The organism is Neisseria sp. KEM232 (assembly GCF_002237445.1).
In the GTDB taxonomy this organism is placed as follows: Bacteria; Pseudomonadota; Gammaproteobacteria; order Burkholderiales; family Neisseriaceae; genus Neisseria.
In genome coordinates, this window is sequence record NZ_CP022527.1 from 869,159 (window position 1) to 888,552 (window position 19,394).

A 19,394-nucleotide genomic window follows, 5' to 3' on the forward strand; every position below is an offset into this window, starting at 1 on the left:
AAGAATAATTATCTTATCACAGACAAATCACGTCCGCCCGCCGATTTGCACAAGAAACGGCAATAATTTGACATCCGTCAGACCCTACTCTTTTCAGACGGCCTCCATTACAATCCGTCCGCCATATCCTCGTTTCACAAGCCAAATACCAACAGCCTCCAATACGTTAAAGGCCGTCTGAAAACCTTTCAGACGGCCTCAAACACGAAAGCCCCTCATGCTATACGCCCTCTACCCGCACAAAAAAACCGACATATTAAGCATCGACTGGACATCGGAAAACTACGATCTGCTAGACCAAGAAGGCTGGCTGGACACCCAGTCAGTGCAACTGAAATTCAACCTGAAAGCAGGCAAACCCCCCGCCGCACTCAACCGTTACGACATCATTTTCCATTTGGGGTATTTAATCATCAGCCAAAAAGTCAAAACCCTTTTGCAGCCCGAAGCCGAGCGGCGCTGGGTGCAGTTTTTAGGCATTGCCATCAACGGGCACGGCGTATCCGATGATTTCTTCGCCCTGCACGTTACCAACCACGAACACGCCACCGATTTTTCCCGCAGCGTTTACGAAAAAACGGGCTTTGACGGCTGCGAAGAATACGAATTTGACGTGCAGCAGCTTAAAGACGCATTTGACTGGGACGTATCCATCGTCGCAGACGCCGATTACCCCACGCAAACCATCGTCAGCGGCGATTTGTGCCGACGGCTGATGCAGGCGGGCTTGAAAAACACCGTCCGCTTTTACCACCGCATCGACAACCGCGACGCGGAACAATCCGTATGGCTTGCCAGCGAGTAGTTCAGCCATCCATGCCCGACAAAACACCGATAAACCCGACAACCGCCCGTTATCGAGAAAGACCAACCCATGCCCCACACCCCTGAACCAGGCACCGTTTACGCCGTCCATTCGCCGCTCGACCAACGCTGGCATGCCTACCAGCTTGTCCACGCCGTTTCCGCGAAAGCCAACAAACGCAGCCATGTCCATATTTGGGAGATGCAGGGCGCGTTTGCGCGTTTGGAAGACATCGTATTAGGCAAACTCAAACACGCGCCTGCTTACATCTTGGCGCACGACCCCGCCCCGCGCCTGCCGATTAAAAGCTATATGGGTAAAATCCCTGCTGACCATATTCCGCTGGGCGTACTGCCCCTGCCCGGCGACGAACCGCCTAACTCCTACTGCGGCGACATCAACTGCTTCCCCTTCGTGCCCGAAGCAGCGCATATAACGGATGCCGCAGACATTGAGCAAGCGCATTACCGCAGCCAAGAAACCGCCCCGTTCGACTGCGCCGCCTTCGCCCGACAATACCCGAAAATGCGCGTGCTGTCCCTGTTCGATTCCGAAATCGCCCACTTCGCCGCCCTCGCGCAACTGCCCGAACTGCGCAGCCTCACCCTTATCCGCTGCTTCCCGCTCGGCGGCGGCCTGCCCGATTTGTCCGCGCTGCCGCATCTCAATTTCCTGTGGATAAGCGGTTTTCCCTATGCCGCAGGCAGCGCACTCAAAGCCCAAGCAAAAAAACTGCCGCAGCTGGGCTACGAAATCACGGGTTTGCGCAAACCCGAATGGTATGCCGCCAACCGCGACAACCCGCTCGCCGCCCTTGCCGATGCCGAACACATCCGCGCCGCCGATGCCAAAGCCGCCGCCAAAATCTACACAGGCAGCCTAAAAACGGCTCTCGCCCTGCCCGCCGACGGCTTTCAGACGGCCTTGGAACAGCTTGCCGCCCAATACGCCGCCGCGTTCAACGGACTCAACGCCCAACGCGGCTGGATAGAAACCGAAGAACGCGAAACCCTGTGCGATGCGTTTCACACCCTTGCCCGCCTCGCCGCCGAAACCGTCGGCGCAAGCGCGGATGCCGACGCGCTGCAAGCCGCGTTGGACAAAGCGCGCGATTGGTAAAGGCAGCCTGAAAGCCGTAGCTCGGGCATTCATGCCCGACAAAACACCGATTAATCCAACAACGTCGGGCATCCATGCCCGACCTACATTTTCAATCCCAAAAACCATGACCCACCCCCTTCCCACAAAATCCGCCCCGCGCGTGCGCTGGCTGAACCTTACCGCCGGCAGCCTGCCGTATTTTTTAACACAAAACCTGCCGCCCAAAACGCTGAAAATCGTGTTTACGCCCGATGCGGAGAGTGCGTTGCGGCTGCAAACGGCGTGGCAGTTTTTCCGACCGCAGGACAACGCGCTGTTTCTGCCCGACTGGGAAACGCTGCCCTATGAGCGTTTTTCGCCGCATCAGGATTTGGTGTCGGAGCGGCTGTCGGTGTTGTGGCAGCTGAAAAACGGTTTGGCGGATGTGTTGTTCGTACCGGTTGCCACGGCGATGCAGAAGCTGCCACCCGTGCCGTTTCTGGCGGGGCGCACGTTTTGGCTGAAAACGGGGCAGACTTTGGATATAGGCCGTCTGAAAACCGATTTGGTGGATGCGGGTTACAACCATGTTTCCCATGTTGTCGCGGCGGGTGAGTTTGCCGTGCGCGGCGGGATTGTCGATTTATTCCCAATGGGCAGCGAGATGCCATACCGCATCGATTTGTTCGACGATGAAATCGACAGCATCAAAACCTTTGACCCCGACAGCCAGCGCACCATCGCGCCCGTATCGGAAATCCGCCTGCTGCCCGCGCACGAGTTTCCCACCGACGATGCGGCGCAAAAAATCTTCCGCAGCCGTTTCCGCGAGGAAGTGAACGGCAATCCGAACGCGGCGGCGGTGTACAAAGCCGTGAGCGGCGGGCAGTTTGGCGCGGGGGTGGAATATTATCTGCCGCTGTTTTTTGAAGGGGGCTGCGCGACGCTGTTTGACTACATCGGCGGCGACGCGCTGGCGGTGTGCGTGGGCGATGTGCACGCCGAGGCGCGGCGGTTTGAGGCGGAGGTGAAATCGCGTTTCCAGATGGCGCAGGGCGACGAAACCTATCCGCCGCTGCCGCCGCAGCATCTGTATTTGGCGGCAGACCAGTTTTCAGGCTGCCTGAAAGCCTATCCGCAGATTCTGCCCGAGCTGGGCGGCGCGGCGTTTGCGTTGCCAAATGTGGCGGTGAACCGCCAAGCCGAGCAGCCTTTGCAGGCCTTGCAGGATTTTCAGGCTGCCTTTGAAGGACGGATTTTGCTGTGCGCCGAAAGTTTGGGACGGCGCGAAACCATGCTCGGCTTCTTGCAACAAAACGGCTTGAAGGCCAAACCGGTGTCCGACTGGCAGGCGTTTTTGAATGACGATGCACCACTGTGCATCACAGTAACGTCATTGACACACGGTTTTCAACTGCCGTTCGATGCAGCGGAATGCCTTCCCAACAGCCATGCCTGCTTTGTGGCGGGCACACTGGTGCATACTGACAAAGACCTTGTTCCCATCGACCAAATCAAAGTCGGCGATATGGTCTTGTCGCGCGATGAGAATAACCCCGACGGCGAAAACGCCTACAAGCGCGTACTTTCCACCTTCAAATCGGCAGAAAAACAGCGGATTATTTATCAGAGTTATATTACAGAAGACGGATATGGCTATCTGTTCTGCACCGAAGACCACCCGTTTTGGGCGGACAGGCTGATTGATCAAGAGATTGATATTGATGAAAACGGTAGGAAAATACTGCACCGCGAACCGGTAGGCTGGACACCTGCGCTGGAATTGGAAGGAACGGAACGTCATTTTTTACGAACATTTGATGACATTCTGGTTGGTGTTGGTACATTTGAAGATTCTGCAAAATTATTAGGCACTGCCTTTCCCGACCCCGACTGTCAAGTTGTTCTTCTGTATAATCCCAGCGATGCAGCTGGTATCATTGATTTTAGTGCGGGGCGGCCTGTGATTGTTGATGATGAAACTCTCGGCCTTCTATTGCCCACCGAAGAATGCAGCGATACGTTGATGACGGAGAAAAGCCGTGCCATGTCGGAGAATTTTAAGGCGGCTATTAAAGATGCTGACAGGTCTTATATTGGTGGATACCATCAGGAATATCACGACTATGTTTATAACATTGAAGTGGAGGACTATCACACTTATTTTGTCGGTCATACGGGTATTTGGGTGCACAACTGCGCCCCATCCACCACGGAGCGGGCTGTAAACGCCATCGCCCTCATCACCGAATCCGATCTCTACCAATACGTCGCCAAAAGCCGCAGCAGCACGCGCCGCAAGAAGCATGCCGCCGTTTCAGACGGCCTGTTGCGCGACCTGGCCGAAATCAGCATCGGCGACCCCGTTGTCCACGAAGAACACGGCATCGGGCGCTATATGGGCTTGGTGTCTATGGACTTGGGCGGCGAAGCGCAGGAGATGATGTTGCTCGAATACGCAGGCGAAGCGCAGCTTTATGTGCCTGTTTCGCAACTACATTTAATCAGCCGCTACTCCGGCGCGGCGCATGAAAACGTGCAGCTGCACAAGCTCGGCAGCGCGGCATGGAACAAAGCCAAGCGCAAGGCCGCCGAAAAAGCCCGCGACACCGCCGCTGAGCTGCTCAACCTTTACGCCCGCCGCGCCGCGCAGGAAGGCTACAAATTCCAGTTTGACGAAGAAGGCTACCGCGCCTTTGCCGACGGCTTCGGCTACGAAGAAACCGAAGACCAAGCCGCCGCCATCGCCGCCGTGATTGCCGATTTAACCCAAGCGCGCCCGATGGACAGGTTGGTGTGCGGCGACGTGGGCTTCGGCAAAACCGAAGTCGCCCTGCGCGCCGCCTTTGTTGCCGTGATGGGCGGCAAACAAGTCGCCGTGCTCGCCCCGACCACGCTGCTGGTAGAACAGCACGCGCAGAATTTCGCCGACCGCTTTGCCGATTTCCCCGTGAAAGTCGCCCAGCTTTCGCGCTTCAACAGCAGCAAAGAAACCCGCGCCACGCTCGCAGGCATGGCAGACGGCACGGTGGACATTGTCATCGGCACGCATAAGCTGGTTCAGGACAATATTTCTTTTAAAAACCTAGGCTTGGTGATTATCGACGAAGAACACCGCTTCGGCGTACGCCAAAAAGAGCAGCTGAAAAAACTACGTGCCAACGTCGATATTCTCACCCTCACCGCCACGCCGATTCCGCGCACATTAAGCATGGCATTGGAAGGGCTGCGCGACTTCTCGCTGATTACCACCGCCCCCAGCCGCCGCCTTGCCGTGAAAACCTTTGTCAAACCGTTTAGCGAAGGCAGCGTACGCGAAGCCGTGTTGCGCGAACTCAAACGCGGCGGGCAGGTATTTTTCCTGCACAATGAAGTAGATACCATCGAAAACATGCGCGAGCGGCTGGAAACCCTGTTGCCCGAAGCCCGCATCGGCGTGGCGCACGGACAACTGCGCGAGCGCGAGTTGGAGCAAGTTATGCGCGACTTTTTGCAGCAACGATTCAACGTGTTGCTCTGTTCCACCATCATCGAAACCGGCATCGACATCCCCAACGCCAACACCATCATCATTAACCGCGCCGACAAATTCGGACTGGCGCAACTGCACCAGCTTCGCGGGCGCGTCGGCCGCAGCCACCACCAAGCCTACGCCTACCTGCTAACGCCCGAATACATCACCAAAGACGCAGAAAAACGCCTCGACGCCATTGCGGCGGCAGACGAACTCGGCGCAGGTTTCACCCTCGCCATGCAGGATTTGGAAATCCGCGGCGCAGGCGAAATCCTCGGCGAAGGACAATCCGGCGAAATGATACAGGTCGGCTTCACGCTCTACACCGAAATGCTCAAACAAGCCGTGCGCGACCTCAAAAAAGGCCGCCAGCCCGATTTGGACGCGCCATTGGGCGTAACCACCGAAATCAAGCTGCACAGCCCCGCCCTGCTGCCCGAGGGCTACTGCCCCGACATCCACGAACGGCTGGTACTCTACAAACGCCTCGCCACCTGCGAAACCGAAGCCCAAATCAACGCCGTGCACGAAGAACTGGTTGACCGCTTCGGACTGCCCGAACAACCCGTAACCACCCTGCTGGAAAGCCACCGCCTGCGCCTTGCCGCCAAAGCCTTGGGCATCACCGCGATTGATGCTTCATCCGACGCGCTCACGCTCACCTTCGGCAAACACACCATGGTCGAGCCTGCCGATATTATTCTGCTGATGCAGAGCAATAAAAATTATCGTATGGCGGGCGCGGACAAGCTGCGCGTGAGCGCGGTGATGGAAGACATCGAAACACGCATCAAAACCGTGCGCGCCGTATTGAGAAAACTGGCGAACAAAGAAACCTAGCAAACAAAGGCCGTCTGAATCTTTCAGACGGCCTCAAGCCCAACCCACGTAAAACCATGTCCCAACCCGATTTCACTTTTTTCATCTACGACTACGAAAGTTTCGGCATCAGCCCCGCCGCCGACCGCCCCGCGCAGTTTGCCGGTATCCGCACCGACGCGGATTTCAACATCGTCGGCGAACCGGTCATGTTCTACTGCCGCCAAACAAGCGACTATCTGCCCTCGCCCGAAGCGGTGTTGCTTACGGGTATCACGCCGCAGGAATGCAACGCAAAAGGCGTGTCCGAGCCGGAATTTGCCGCGCGGATTTGGGCGGAGTTTGCCCGCCCCAACACCTGCATCATGGGCTTCAACAACATCCGCTACGACGATGAAATGACGCGCTACCTGTTTTATCGCAACTTCATCGACCCCTACGAATACAGCTACAAAAACGGCAACTCGCGCTGGGATTTGCTCGATGTCGTCCGCGCCTGCTATGCGCTGCGCCCCGAGGGTATCGAGTGGCCGCGCGATTCAGACGGCCTGCCCGTGTTTAAGCTGGAACAACTCACCGCTGCCAACGGCATCGCCCACGAACACGCCCACGATGCAATGTCCGACGTGTACGCCACCATCGAAACGGCCAAACTCATCAAGCAAAAACAGCCGCGCCTGTTCCAATATTTCTTTGAACACCACAGCAAAGAAGCACTCAAAGCCATGATCGACACCCAAGGCCTCACGCCGCTGGTGCACGTATCGGGCATGTTTGGCAACCGGCGCGGCAACACCGCCCTCATCGCGCCGCTGGCGTGGCACCCCACCAACGCCAACGCGCTGATTGCCTGCGATTTGTCCGCCGACTTGGGCGATTTGCTGACCCTCGATGCCGACACCCTGCGCGAGCGGCTGTACAGCAAAAAAGAAACCCTGTTGGAACAAGGCATTCTGCCCGTGCCGCTCAAACTGGTGCACATCAACAAATGCCCGATACTCGCGCCGCTGAACACTTTGCGCGCCGAAGATGCCGAACGTTTGGGCATCAGCCGCGCCGAGTGCCTCGACAATCTCAAAGAGCTGCAAAGGCCGTCTGAAATCCGCAGCAAAGTACAGGCAATCTTCCGCCAAACGCGCGAATTTGCGCCCGGCGACAATGTGGAAACCGAGCTTTACAACGGCTTTTTCAGCCCCGCCGACAAAAACAGCATGACCGCCCTACGCAGCCTGCCGCCCGAAAAACTCGCCGACAGCGGCCTGGTTTTCCAAGATACGCGCATCGGAAAGCTGCTGTTTCACTACCGCGCCCGCCATTTTTACCCCAGCCTCAGCCGCGCCGAACAAATCCGCTGGCAGAAATACCGCCGCAAAAAACTGGAAACCGCCCTGCCCGACTTCAGCCTGAGCCTGCAAAGCCTCGCCGAACAATACGCCGGCAATCCCGACAAACTCATGCTCCTGCAAGACTTGTACGAGTACGCCGAAAAGCTGGTTGGCTGACCGCCTATCGCGCTGCGTAAGAAATAACCGTCAGGCCGTCTGAATAATCTCGCAGGTATGTGAATTTATTGTTTAGACCCAAGTCCCGATAGATTCTTAAAGAGGGGTAGTTTTAGCTTTTTTGCTCATTTTGCAGAACTCCAATTGAATGGGCGCAATATAAGGCCGTCTGAACACCCGAAAGGGTTTTCAGACGGCCTTTTTCAAACAGTCTTTCGGAAACGTCAACCCCGCGCAGGCGGGGGCGGCCTAACGTATCACGTTGCGCCAGTCCTGTTCAAAATAATTCACCAACGCCTGTGTGTTCAGATAGTTGGGTTCGACTTCGCGCCGCGCCATGTCGGGCGGGAAGCGGAACATTTCGGCGGCGGTGTCGGCGTTGAGGTAGCGCGTGGGTACGTCAAACCGCTGCGGCACGGCAAAATCCGTGTTGAAACCGGCCAGCACAAAGCCCCATTCGCCAAACGAAGGTACATACACATGATAGGGCGCGGTGTGGAGTCCGGCCGCTTCGAGCGTGGCGACCACCGACCAGAAGGCATTGGGTGCGAAATAGGGTGAGGTGGATTGGACGACGATTTTGCCCTGCGGCGCGAGATGGCGGGCGACGAGGCGGTACATCGGTACGGAGTAGAGTTTGCCCAGCGAAAAATTCGACGGGTCGGGCAAGTCGATGATAATCACGTCGAATTTCTGCGGCGCGGTTTCCAGCCATTTGGCGGCATCGTCGTTGATGACGCGCATTTTCGGGTGCGACAGAGAGCCGTGGTTGAGCGCGCTTAGGGTGGCGGAATTTTTGAATACGGCGGTCATGTCGGGGTCTAAATCGACCAGCGTGATTTGCTTGACCTGCGGATATTTCAACACTTCGCGTGCGGCCAGGCCGTCGCCGCCGCCGAGTATCAAAACGTGTTCGGCGCGTGAGGCTGTCTGCATGGCGGGCAACACCAGGGCTTCGTGGTAACGGGCTTCGTCGCGCGAGGAAAATTGCAGGTTACCGTTGATATAAAGCCGCGTGTCGTCTTTCCAGCGCGTGACCACCAGCCGCTGGTAGGGCGAGTGGCTTTCAAATACAACCGGGTCGCCGAAGTAGCTTTGTTCGGCTTTGAAAGTGATTTGGTTGGCGTAAACAAAGGCGGCGGCGAGCGCGGCGAGTACGAGAAAGGCGCGCAGGCGGATGGCGCGGTAGCGGGGCAGCTCGGCTTGGAACACGCGGGCGGTGAGATAAGCGACGGCGGCGTTTAACAGGCCGAACAGCAAGGCCGAACGCGCCATGCCCAGCTTGGGCGCGAGCACCAGCGGAAACAGCAGCGATACGGCCAACGCGCCGAGATAGTCGAAGGTTAATACGCGCGAGACGAGTTCCTTAAAATCCGTATCGCGGCGGTTGAGCACGCGCATCACCAGCGGAATTTCCATGCCGACTACCGTGCCGACTATCAGCACAAAGGCGTAAAGCAGCGTGCGGAACGGCGCGGCCGACAGCCCGAAGGCGACAAACAGAGCCAGCGCCGACAGCCCGCCGATGATGCCCACCAGCAATTCGATTTCGACAAAACGCGAGAGCGTGTCTTCTTCTTTGATGTATCGGGTCAGGTGCGCGCCGATGCCCATCGAGAAAAGATACAGGCCGATAACCGACGAAAACTGCAAAATGCTGTCGCCCAAAAGATAGCTCGCCAGCGCGGCGATGATGAGTTCGTAAGCCAGGCCGCAGCTGGCAACGATGAAAACGGAGATGATGAGGATGCGTTGGGACTGGGATTTCATGTTTCAGACGGCCTCGACGGAAGCGGGCGATTATACGGCAAACGCAGCGGGAGGCCGTCTGAAAAACGGGGCGGCTTTCAGACGGCCTCTGCGCTTGGCCGCGGCACTATACTTTTTGCTTATGCCGTTGTGCCGATAAAGCCGTCTTGGCGCTTTCTGTATCATTCCTTACCCTGATTTACACAACATAACGCAAACCCATGAACGCCAAAATTCTTTTTTGTTCGGCCGCCTCTTTGCTGGCGGCCTTTCCCGTGTCTGCTGCCGAAACGCAGGAAGGCGGCGCGCAGGAGAGTGCCGTATCCGGCGGGCAGCTCGAAACCGTACGCGTACAAGGACGCAACCGTTCCACCCGAACCGAAAACCGCGATTCCTTCACCACCTCCGCCATGCGCACCACCACCGGCCTTGCGCTTTCGCCCAAAGAAACCCCACAGTCGGTCAGCGTGATTACCAAAACCCAGCTCGACGGCCGCGGCATCAGCAATCTCGAAGACGCACTACGCACCACCACCGGCGTAACCGTACTGCGCGATTCCGACCGCGCCCGTTTCCAATCGCGCGGTTTTTATATCGACCAAATCGAAGAAGACGGCATTTCTTCTTCCATTTCCGGCTTTGTCGGCGACACCATCCACAACGCCGAAAGCCTTACCGACCTTGCCCTGTACGACCACATTGAAGTCGTGCGCGGCGCAACCGGTCTCACCCAGGCCGACGGCGAACCCGGCGGCACCGTCAACGCCGTGCGCAAACGCCCCACCGCCGAGCGCACATTCGGCGGCAACATCAGCTTCGGCCGCTATGATGCCTACCGCGCCGACATTGACGCTTCAGGCAGCCTGAACGGCAGCGGCAGCATCCGCGGCCGTTTTGTTGCCGCCGGCGAAAAATCCGGGTCGTTCACCGAGCGCGTCAACAGCCGCCAGCGTCTGCTTTACGGCGTGATGGATTTCGATCTCGGCGACAATACCATTCTCACCGCCGGCGCGATGCACCAGCACCGCGATGCCGTGCCCGACGTGTTCGGCCTGCCGCGCGGCAGCGTCGATCACCCGCTGGATCTGCCGCGCAACAGCTACTCCGGTGCATATTGGAACGACAGCCGTTTTAGCAAACTCAACTTTTTCACCGAACTGCGCCACCAGTTTAACGACAACTGGCGGCTTACCAGCACCCTCGACTACCGCCGCGACCGCGCTTTCCGCGAATACTCCGCACTCAACAGTACCCAAGTCTGGCAGAACAGCAACGGCACCATCTTCACCAGTGGCAGCCGCCGCTCCGACAACGATGCTAAACAGCTCGTCTTCCAAAACATTCTTACCGGCCGTTTCCAAGCACTCGGCCGCAGCCACGACGTGTTCGCCACCTACAGCTACAACCGCCGCCGCACCGAATCCGAAACCATGCAGCACTGGGATTTGTGGCTCGATCCCAATGATCCGAACAACCAATTCTGCGCCGGCATGGGCTGGCCGCGCTGGTGTGATCCCATGCTCAGCCGCGATTTTCCGCTCAAACCGTTTAACGGCGCACTGATTCCCCGTCCTCAATGGGACAAACTCGCCGAACTGGACTACCGCTACAACCCCATCCACCGCCGCCAGGAAGAAAAAACCGTCTCGCACGCCGTCAGCGCAGGCATCCGCTTCAACCCCACCGACAAGCTGCACATTCTTGCGGGTGGCCGCTATACCCGCTGGAGCTACCGTCTTGATGCCTACAACATCCTACGGTCCGACCAACCCAAATACCTTGAAGACCTCGCCCAAGACAGCAAACGCAGCCGTTTCGTTCCCTATTTGGGCATCACCTGGGACATCACCCCTCAGCAAAGCCTGTATGCCAGCTACACTTCCATCTTCAAACCCCAGCTTGACAAACGCGGCGCAGGCGGCAACTACCTGCCGCCCGTAACCGGCACCAACTATGAAATCGGCTGGAAAACCGCCCTGCGGCAAAACCGCCTCAACACTGCCGTCGCCCTCTTTTGGATAGACCAGAAAAACCGCGCCGTCTTCTCGCACGACGACGACGGCATCGCCGTGTACAACAACAGCGGCCGCGTCGTCAGCCGGGGCATGGACGCCGAAATCTCCGGCCACCTCACCGACAACTGGCAGCTGTTTGCCGGCTACACCCTCAACGCCAGCAAACACCGCAACACCGGCGACGAAGGCGAAGCCGGCGCGAATTACAGCCGCCACACCCCGCGCCACATCTTCCGCCTCTACACCCGCTACCGCCTGCCCGGCGCGGCGGCCAAATGGAGCATAGGCGGCGGCCTCAGCAGCCAGAGCCGCACCTCCGACTACTACGACCAGCCCCACCTGCGCCAGGGCGGCTACACCCTGTGGAACGCCGACATCCAATACCGGCCCACCCCCAACATCCGCCTCAGCCTCATCGGCAACAACCTGTTTGACAAGCATTACTTTGAAAACAACGCCAACCGCAGCAACGGCGGCTACAACTTCTACGGTACCCCGCGCACGCTGACCTTCAAAGTCAATTGGCAGTTTTAAGCCGCCTACAATCGGCAAGGCAGCCTGAAAGCCTTTTCAGGCTGCCTTTTGCAAACAAACGGACGGTTTCAGACCGCATTCCCCATACTGATCCGCAGGCCGTCTGAAAAACCTTTCAGACGGCCTTTCGGCAATGGGCGGATACTTTCAGACGGTCTGCCCGAACCATCATAAATGCCGTCTGAAAGCCCGTTTTTTGCTTTCAGACGGCCTCTTTTCTGAATTATTCCAACGGCGGCGCGGAAAGCAAAAGGCCGTCTGAAAACCTTAAAACGGTTTCAGACGGCCTCTGACAAACTAAGCAACGGCGTTTACATCAAAAAGAAATACGCCCACGCCGCTACCAGCGCGATGCTGAGGATATTGAGCACCATGCCCACTTTGAGCATATCGCGCTGGGTGACGATGCCGGTACCGAACACAATCGCATTCGGCGGCGTGGCTACGGGCAGCATAAAGGCACAGGAGGCACCGATGCCGATGATGAGCACCATCACTTCCTTGGGCATACCCATCTGTTCGGCCACGCTGGCGAACACCGGCACGAGCAGGGCGGCGGAGGCGGTGTTGCTGGTGAATTCGGTGAGGAAGATGATGAAGGCGGACACGGCGAGGATCACGATAAAGGGATGCGCCAGCACGAAGGTGCTCGCCATTTCCTGCCCCAGCGCGGCGGAGGCGCCCGATTTTTGCAGCAGCGTGCTCAGGGTGATGCCGCCGCCAAAGAGCAGCAGCACGCCCCAGTCGGTATTGCGCGCCACTTCGCGCCAGCGTACCACGCCGAAAATCACCACGGCTACGGCGGCGGTGAGGGCGACGAAAGAGTCGGGGCTGGAAATGCCCAGCTCTTTTTTCAGCGTGTCGCCGAAGATCCACGCCACGGCGGCAGCCAGGAAAATCAGCATGGCAATCACACGGTGCAGCGTCCACGGGATGTCTTCGTGCTCCACCTCTACTTTGGCCGACAAATTGGGCTTGAGCACGATAAACAGCGAAAACAGCATCAGCGGCAAAAGCGCCAGCATCATCGGCAGGCCGAACTTCATCCAGCCGGCAAAATCCAAATTCAGCGCTTTGGCGGCAATCGCGTTGGGCGGCGAACCGACCACCGTGCCCAGGCCGCCGATGCTGGCGCAGTAGGCGATGCCCAAAAGCACGAAGACAAAGGTGTTGCGGTCTTTTTCCTTGTCCAGATGGCTCATCAGCCCCATTGCCAGCGGCAGCATCATCGCCGCCGTGGCCGTGTTGCTGATCCACATCGACAAAAAGGCGGTAACGGCAAACAGCAGGTGCACGGCGACAAAAGTATTGCCGCGCGAGAGCGAAATCAGCCACACGGCGATTTTGCGGTCGAGCTTCTGCATATGCAGCGCCGTCGCCAGCGCAAAGCCGCCGAAAAACACATAGATAATCGGATCGGCAAAGCCCGCCAGCGCGGCCTTGGTGTCCATATCGGGGATTTTGAACAGAATGGCAAACAGCGGCACGATCAGCGCGGTCACGGTAATGTGCACCGCTTCGGTAAACCACATAATCGCCACGAAGGCCAAAATGGTCAGCCCCTTATTGACATCGCTGTCGTAGGGCAGGATTTGGTAGAGCACCGCACTGATAAGCGCGGCAACGATGGCGATCACCAGCCCGCGAAAATCGGTTATCGGCGCCTGCGCGCTCAATAACTCGACGTTTTCCGGCTGCTGTTCGCTTTTCGGTTTGTCGGTCATGGAAATCTCTCCCGGGTTGGATTTTTCTTGCGGCGGTTTACCCGCCTGCCGCATAAGATAACATAAGTTTACACGGCTGCGCAAAAGGATTGCGCGAACGGCGGGAGGCCGTCTGAAAAAGGCTGCGGAACGGCTTTGCGGGCGGCACAAGGGCAGGGCGGCAGACACAAGGCCGTCTGAAAAGCGGGGGCTGCGTGTTTGGCGGTGGCAAGGCAAAAGGCCGTCTGAAAGCCCTGTTTCGGGTTTCAGACGGCCTTTTCAGACGGCCTGTTTGCCCGCATCAGGCAAACAGGCGGCAGGCCGCGTAGGAGAGCGCGCCGCCGCCGATCAGCAGCCAGAGCGCCAAAAGGGCGGCCAGCAGCAGAGGGCGCATCCCCGCCTGACGCACGCTCTGCCAGCGCGTGCTGAAACCGAGGGCGCACATCGCCACCGTCAGCAGAAAAGTGTCGGCCTGCAAAATGCCGCCGTGCAGCGCTGCGGGCAGCGGTATGAAGCTGTTGAACACCGCCGCCGCGAGAAAACCGAGGGCAAACCACGGCACGGACGCGCCGCCGCCGCCCGCATCCGCGCCGCCGTTAAAATGCCGCATCAGGCGCGGCAGCAGCAGCAAAAAGGGCGCGAGCAGCAGCACGCGGATCATTTTGGTAATCACCGCCACGTCGGCCGTTACCGGGTTCGCCGCCGCGCCTGCCGCCGCCACCTGCGCCACTTCGTGCACCGTCGCGCCCGTGTAGATGCCCCAGCCAAACCACGCGGCAGCGGGCGCATCGTGCGGCAGCAGCGCCGCCGCCATCAGGGGATAAACAAACATCGCCAGCGTGCCGAACACCACCACCGTCGCCACCGCCACGCCCACGGCCGCCTCTTTCGCCTTCAACACCGGCTGCGCCGCCAGCACAGCCGCCGCGCCGCAAATCGCGCTGCCCGCGCCCACCAGCGCCGCCGTGTCGGCATCCAGCCGCAGCCGTCTGCCCAGATACAGCGCCAGCACAAACGTGCCCGCCACAACGCACACATCCGCCAAAAGCGCCGGCCAGCCCGCGTAAAGCAGCTGCGGCACGGTGATGCGGAAACCGTAAAACACGATGCCCAGCCGCAGCAGCGTGCCCTTGGCAAACAGCACGGCATCGCCCAAAGCCGCCGTGTGGCGGTTAAGCGGGCTGTTGCCCGCCGCCATGCCCAGCACGATGGCGAGCGTCAGCGGGCTGACGCCCGACTCGCGGAAAAACGGCAGCGAAGCGGCGGCCATGCACAGCACGGCCACCGCCGCAAAGGGAATCAGTGTGTGGATTTTTTGGGGGGACATGGTTTTCTCCTTTGTTGTTTTGTTTTTTCACTTCGTTGAAACTGCGCTTTCAGAAACGTCATTCCCGAGCAGGTGGGAGTGGCCAAAACCGCAGGGTGCGGCTTCGCACGGCGGGCTATCTTAACACCGATTTACTTTATGACGGCAGGGGAGGGCGTGAGGAGAAGAGGGAAGAGGCCGTCTGAAAAACGGCAAAGGACTTCTGTTGTGCAGAAGCCCTTTGCCGTTTTCATTTCTTTGAAACCTTGTTTTCAGACGGCCGGATATGTCGGATATTCAGTTGCGCTTGAATTTTTTCGGCAGGTTGACCCGGGCGGTTTTGTGTTTTTGTTCCAGCCTGTCGGGCGCGGAAATATCTTGTAGGTTTTTGGCGTAGACGGTGTGTTTTGCCGCATCCGAATAGGTTTTCAGACGGCCTTTGCGGCCGTCTGAAAACAAAAAACGGAAAACGCCGTTTACAGCAGCAGCGATTTGCCGTTGTGGGGATTGGCGGCTTTGGCGGCGGCGAGGAGGGCGGGGAAGTCGAGGCCGTATTGCTGCGCGAGTCGGCCGGCGCGTTTTTTCAGGGCGTCGAAACGCATCTCGCGCGGGCTTTGTTTGAAGGCGGCAACGGCGATGTTGCCGTGGCTTTCGGCGGGGATGTGCAAAACGCGTCCGTCGAAGCAGTTAGACAGGGTTTGCACGAAATGCGGGAAGCGGCGGTCGCCGCTCCACCAGTTGGTGACGAAGATGCCGTCTGAAGAGAGGGCGCGGCGGCAGTCTTGGAAAAATTCGGCGGTGACGAGGCTGTCGATGATTTGTTCGCCGTCGAAGCCGTCGACCAGCAGGATGTCGGTGCCGCCGAGCAGGGTTTTGACATATTGCGCGCCGTCGGCTTCGACGATTTCGAAGTTCTGTCCTTCAAACGGCAGTTCGAACAGGCTGCGGGCGACGGCGATAACCTGGGGATTGATGTCGACGGCGGTTTGCCGCGTGTCGGGCAGGTACGCGTCTATCCAGCGGGCGAACGAGCCGCCGCCGAGGCCGATTTGCGTGATGTGGGCGGGCGGGTCGGCAAAGAGCAGCCAGGCCATCATGGCGCGGCTGTACGAGAGGACGAGTTCGGCGGGCTTGTCGAGGCTCATCGAGCTTTGGATGGTGCTGCTGCCCAGATGCAGGGAGCGGATGCCGTTTTCTTCGGAGATGCCGACTTCGGGCAGGGCGTCGCGGGCGGGGCGCAGGCGGCGGTAGGGATGGCGGGGCGGCATTATTCGGCTTCTTCAATCCAAGCCTGCTGCACGGCTTCGAGGATGCGCTCGCCGCAGCGGGCAGGGTCGTCGTCAAACTCGGGCAGGGCGAGAATCATGTCGCGCAACTGGGTGAAGCGCAGGGTTTTGGGGTCGATGCTTTCGCCGTGCAAATCGTAAAGCTCTTCGGCGATGCGTTGGGTGTCGGTCCATTTCATCATCGGTTTCCTTATGTGTTGTTTTTCGTGAAGAGGCCGTCTGAAAGGTGCGGGCGGGCGTTGGGGCTTTGCATGGTTTGGAGTTGCCAAATTTGAGAGTCCGACCCGCGTAGTGGTTTGCGGACATCTGCAACCGCGTGTGTCGCAAAGCGGCATACCCTGCCAATGTATTCAGACGACCTTGGTTTTAATGGTCTTCGCGGGCGTGGTTGATGGTGTATTTGGGGATTTCGACCACCAAATCTTCGTCGGCCACCACGGCCTGACAACTCAGGCGCGAGTCGGCTTCCAAGCCCCAAGCCTGGTCGAGCAGGTCTTCTTCAAGCTCGGTCGGCTCTTCCATGCTGTCGAAACCTTGGCGGATGATGACGTGGCAGGTGGTGCAGGCGCAGGATTTTTCACAGGCGTGATCGACTTCGATGTCGTGATCGAGCAATACGTCGAGTACGGTTTTGCCCTCGGGTGCGTCTTCGATGACCGCACCTTCGGGGCAGAGTGTGGCGTGTGGGAGTACGGTGATTTTGGGCATTGTTTTTTCTCTTTATGAAAGTGGTTTGGGTTTTGCCGTTTCAGACGGCCTGTGTGCCGTCTGTATGGTTTATGTCGATTTCGATGCCTTTGTTTTTTAGGTTTTGCAGGCATTCGGCCAAATAGGCGTCGTCGTGTTCGGGGTAAACGGGGCTGCTTTGGGTTTCAACGGTTTCCATCTGCTCGGCCGGCAGGCTTTTGCCGCGATATTCGGACGCGAGCCATTGTGCGTTGGGGCGGTAGCCGCGTTTTTGCATTTCCTGCATGATAAGCAGGTGGTAGCGGTAGAGCAGATAACGCGGATGGCGGAACACATAATTCACCGTCGCGTGCGGCCTGCCCCAGCCCGCGCCGCGTAGGGCGGCGCATTCGCGGTGCTGTCCCAAAAGCTGGGCGCGGGGCAGGTGGGGAATGAGGGCTTCGTGCCAGAGGCGCATATTGTTTTACCTTTTCAGACGGCCTTTGGTGTGCCAATGTTTCAACAGGCCGTCTGAAACCGTTGTCCGTTTAAATATTAAATATCGTCCACGCTTTGGCCGGTGAGGGCGCGTTGGATATTGCGGTTCATGCGTTTGGCAGCGAAGTTGTCTGTGGCGTTGCCCAAGTCGGACACGGCGGCGCGGATTTCTTCGGCGCTGCCGCTGTTCAGACGGCCTTCGAGCGCGGCGATGCTGCTTTGGATGGCGGCAAGCTCGGCTTCGTCGAGCAGGTCGGCATCGAGTTCCAGCGCGGCGGCTACGGCACCGAGCAGCCCTTCGGCTTCGACGGCGGCTTCGGCGCGGGCGCGGGCGGCCATGTCTTCAGCGGCGTTGGCCATGCTGTCTTTGAGCATCTGCGTGATGGTGTCGTCGTCGAGGCCGTAAGAGGGTTTGACTTCGATTTGCGCCTGCACGCCGGTGGACTGCTCCTGCGCGGATACCGACAACAGGCCGTCTGCATCGACTTGGAAGGTAACGCGGATACGCGCCGCGCCGGCGGCCATCGGCGGAATGCCGCGCAGGGTGAATTTGGCGAGGCTGCGGCAGTCGGACACCAGTTCGCGCTCGCCCTGTACGACGTGCACGGTCATGGCGGTTTGGCCGTCTTTAAAGGTGGTGAAATCTTGGGCGCGGGCGGTGGGGATGGTGGAATTGCGCGGAATGATTTTTTCGGCAAGGCCGCCGTAGGTTTCAAGGCCGAGCGATAGGGGAATCACGTCGAGCAGCAGCCATTCGCCGGCAGTTTTGTTGCCCGCGAGCACGTCGGCCTGCATGGCCGCGCCCAGCGCGACGACTTGGTCGGGGTTGAGGTTGTTGAGCGGCGTTTGGCCGAAGAATGTGGCTACGGCCTGTTGGATATGCGGCATACGGGTCGAGCCGCCTACCATAATCACGCCTTTGATGTCGGCTTTGGATACGCCCGCGTCTTTGAGCGCCTGCTTCACCGGTTCGATGGTTTTTTGCACCAGATGGCGCGTTAACTCTTGAAATTCTTGGCGGGTAACGGTGGCGCGGATTTGGCGGCCGTCTGAAAGCGCGGTTTCGATAAGGGTTTGCTCGTGTGCGGTCAACTCTTCTTTGGCGCGGCGGGCGAGCGAGAGCAGGAGCCGGCTGTCTTGGTCGGATAATTGCGACAGGCCGTGTTGTTCGAGCAGGTGGCAGAACAGGCGTTGGTCGAAATCGTCGCCGCCCAAGGCGCTGTCGCCGTTGGTAGATTTGACTTGAAACAAGCCCTTGCTCAATTCGAGTACGGACACGTCGAACGTACCGCCGCCGAGGTCGTACACCACAAACGTGCCTTCCGAGCCGTTGTCGAGGCCGTAGGCGATGGCGGCGGCGGTCGGCTCGTTGAGCAGGCGTAACACATTGATGCCGGCCAGACGCGCCGCGTCTTTGGTGGCTTGGCGTTGCGCGTCGTCGAAATAGGCGGGTACGGTAATCACCGCGCCGACCAGCGCGCCGCCGAGGCTTTCTTCGGCGCGGGTTTTGAGGGTTTTGAGGATTTCGGCGGATACGTCGATGGGGTTTTTCACGCCCTGGCGCGTGGCCAGACCGATGATTCGCTCGCTCTCGTCAAACCGATATGGCAGCGAGGCGGCGTCGATGTCTTCGAGTTTGCGGCCGATAAGGCGTTTGGCCGAGCTGATTGTGTTTTGCGGGTCGGTTTTTTGCGCGGCGAGGGCTTCATGGCCGACGGTGATGCCGTCTGAAAGATAGCGTACGACCGAAGGCAACGCGGCGTGGCCTTGTTCGTCGGGCAGGCAGGTGGCGCTGCCGCTTTTAACGGTGGCAACGAGGCTGTTGGTGGTACCCAAGTCGATACCGACGGCGAGACGGTGTTGGTGTGGGGCGGCAGACATGCCGGGTTCGGCGATTTGCAAAAGAGCCATGGTGTT

At 58.8% G+C, this 19,394-nt stretch carries 14 protein-coding genes and 1 pseudogene; 6 read left to right on the forward strand and 9 right to left on the reverse strand.

What is annotated here, in order from left to right:
- Window positions 1-217: 217 nt before the first annotated feature.
- From CGZ77_RS04320 to sbcB, 5 genes and pseudogenes are all read left to right on the forward strand, one after another.
- A complete protein-coding gene (locus tag CGZ77_RS04320; RefSeq protein ID WP_009425357.1) occupies window positions 218-805 on the forward strand; it encodes a hypothetical protein in 588 nt (195 codons plus the stop codon).
- A 69-nt stretch (window positions 806-874) separates the two neighbouring features.
- Window positions 875-1,924, forward strand: a complete 1,050-nt coding sequence (locus tag CGZ77_RS04325) for a hypothetical protein (RefSeq protein ID WP_009425358.1) — start codon at window positions 875-877, stop codon at window positions 1,922-1,924.
- A 433-nt stretch (window positions 1,925-2,357) separates the two neighbouring features.
- Window positions 2,358-4,076, forward strand: a pseudogene (locus CGZ77_RS12735) (transcription-repair coupling factor); the annotation flags it as partial.
- Window positions 4,074-6,239 carry a transcription-repair coupling factor gene (gene mfd, locus CGZ77_RS12740; protein ID WP_369830585.1) on the forward strand — a complete coding sequence of 722 codons (2,166 nt, stop codon included), beginning with the start codon at window positions 4,074-4,076 and terminating at the stop codon, window positions 6,237-6,239. The pseudogene CGZ77_RS12735 and the gene mfd, both read left to right, overlap by 3 nt.
- A gap of 56 nt (window positions 6,240-6,295) precedes the next feature.
- Window positions 6,296-7,720 (forward strand): exodeoxyribonuclease I, encoded by a 1,425-nt coding sequence (gene sbcB, locus CGZ77_RS04335; protein WP_094030965.1) that lies wholly within the window; start codon window positions 6,296-6,298, stop codon window positions 7,718-7,720.
- A gap of 249 nt (window positions 7,721-7,969) precedes the next feature.
- Here sbcB and CGZ77_RS04340 read toward each other — a convergent pair whose 3' ends face one another.
- The gene (locus CGZ77_RS04340) at window positions 7,970-9,490 is read right to left on the reverse strand and encodes a polyamine aminopropyltransferase (protein WP_009425362.1); all 1,521 of its coding nucleotides are present in this window, start codon (window positions 9,488-9,490) and stop codon (window positions 7,970-7,972) included.
- A gap of 200 nt (window positions 9,491-9,690) precedes the next feature.
- On the opposite strand from CGZ77_RS04340, the gene CGZ77_RS04345 reads away from it, so the two are divergent.
- Entirely contained in the window at window positions 9,691-12,018 is a 2,328-nt protein-coding gene (locus tag CGZ77_RS04345) for a TonB-dependent siderophore receptor (protein WP_094030966.1), read from the forward strand.
- A gap of 311 nt (window positions 12,019-12,329) precedes the next feature.
- Here CGZ77_RS04345 and CGZ77_RS04350 read toward each other — a convergent pair whose 3' ends face one another.
- The 8 genes from CGZ77_RS04350 to hscA all read right to left on the reverse strand — a co-directional run bounded on the left by CGZ77_RS04350 (window position 12,330) and on the right by hscA (window position 19,388).
- The gene (locus CGZ77_RS04350; RefSeq protein WP_369799214.1) at window positions 12,330-13,742 is read right to left on the reverse strand and encodes a DASS family sodium-coupled anion symporter; all 1,413 of its coding nucleotides are present in this window, start codon (window positions 13,740-13,742) and stop codon (window positions 12,330-12,332) included.
- A gap of 280 nt (window positions 13,743-14,022) precedes the next feature.
- Entirely contained in the window at window positions 14,023-15,048 is a 1,026-nt protein-coding gene (locus tag CGZ77_RS04355) for a YeiH family protein (protein WP_009425369.1), read from the reverse strand.
- A 276-nt stretch (window positions 15,049-15,324) separates the two neighbouring features.
- Window positions 15,325-15,486: a hypothetical protein gene (locus CGZ77_RS12000; RefSeq protein WP_157058105.1), complete on the reverse strand. Its 162-nt coding sequence runs from the start codon at window positions 15,484-15,486 to the stop codon at window positions 15,325-15,327.
- A 17-nt stretch (window positions 15,487-15,503) separates the two neighbouring features.
- Complete coding sequence (locus CGZ77_RS04360; protein ID WP_009425372.1) at window positions 15,504-16,295, reverse strand: polyamine aminopropyltransferase; 792 nt, start codon at window positions 16,293-16,295, stop codon at window positions 15,504-15,506.
- On the reverse strand, window positions 16,295-16,492 hold the full coding sequence (iscX, locus tag CGZ77_RS04365) for a Fe-S cluster assembly protein IscX (protein WP_036495570.1): 198 nt from the start codon (window positions 16,490-16,492) through the stop codon (window positions 16,295-16,297). Before iscX ends, CGZ77_RS04360 begins: the two co-directional genes overlap by 1 nt.
- 187 nt (window positions 16,493-16,679) lie before the next feature.
- Window positions 16,680-17,021: an ISC system 2Fe-2S type ferredoxin gene (gene fdx, locus CGZ77_RS04370; RefSeq protein ID WP_094030967.1), complete on the reverse strand. Its 342-nt coding sequence runs from the start codon at window positions 17,019-17,021 to the stop codon at window positions 16,680-16,682.
- Window positions 17,022-17,061: 40 nt separating this feature from the next.
- Window positions 17,062-17,457: a TIGR02328 family protein gene (locus CGZ77_RS04375; protein ID WP_094030968.1), complete on the reverse strand. Its 396-nt coding sequence runs from the start codon at window positions 17,455-17,457 to the stop codon at window positions 17,062-17,064.
- Window positions 17,458-17,534: 77 nt separating this feature from the next.
- On the reverse strand, window positions 17,535-19,388 hold the full coding sequence (gene hscA / locus CGZ77_RS04380) for a Fe-S protein assembly chaperone HscA (protein ID WP_094030969.1): 1,854 nt from the start codon (window positions 19,386-19,388) through the stop codon (window positions 17,535-17,537).
- Window positions 19,389-19,394: the final 6 nt, after the last annotated feature.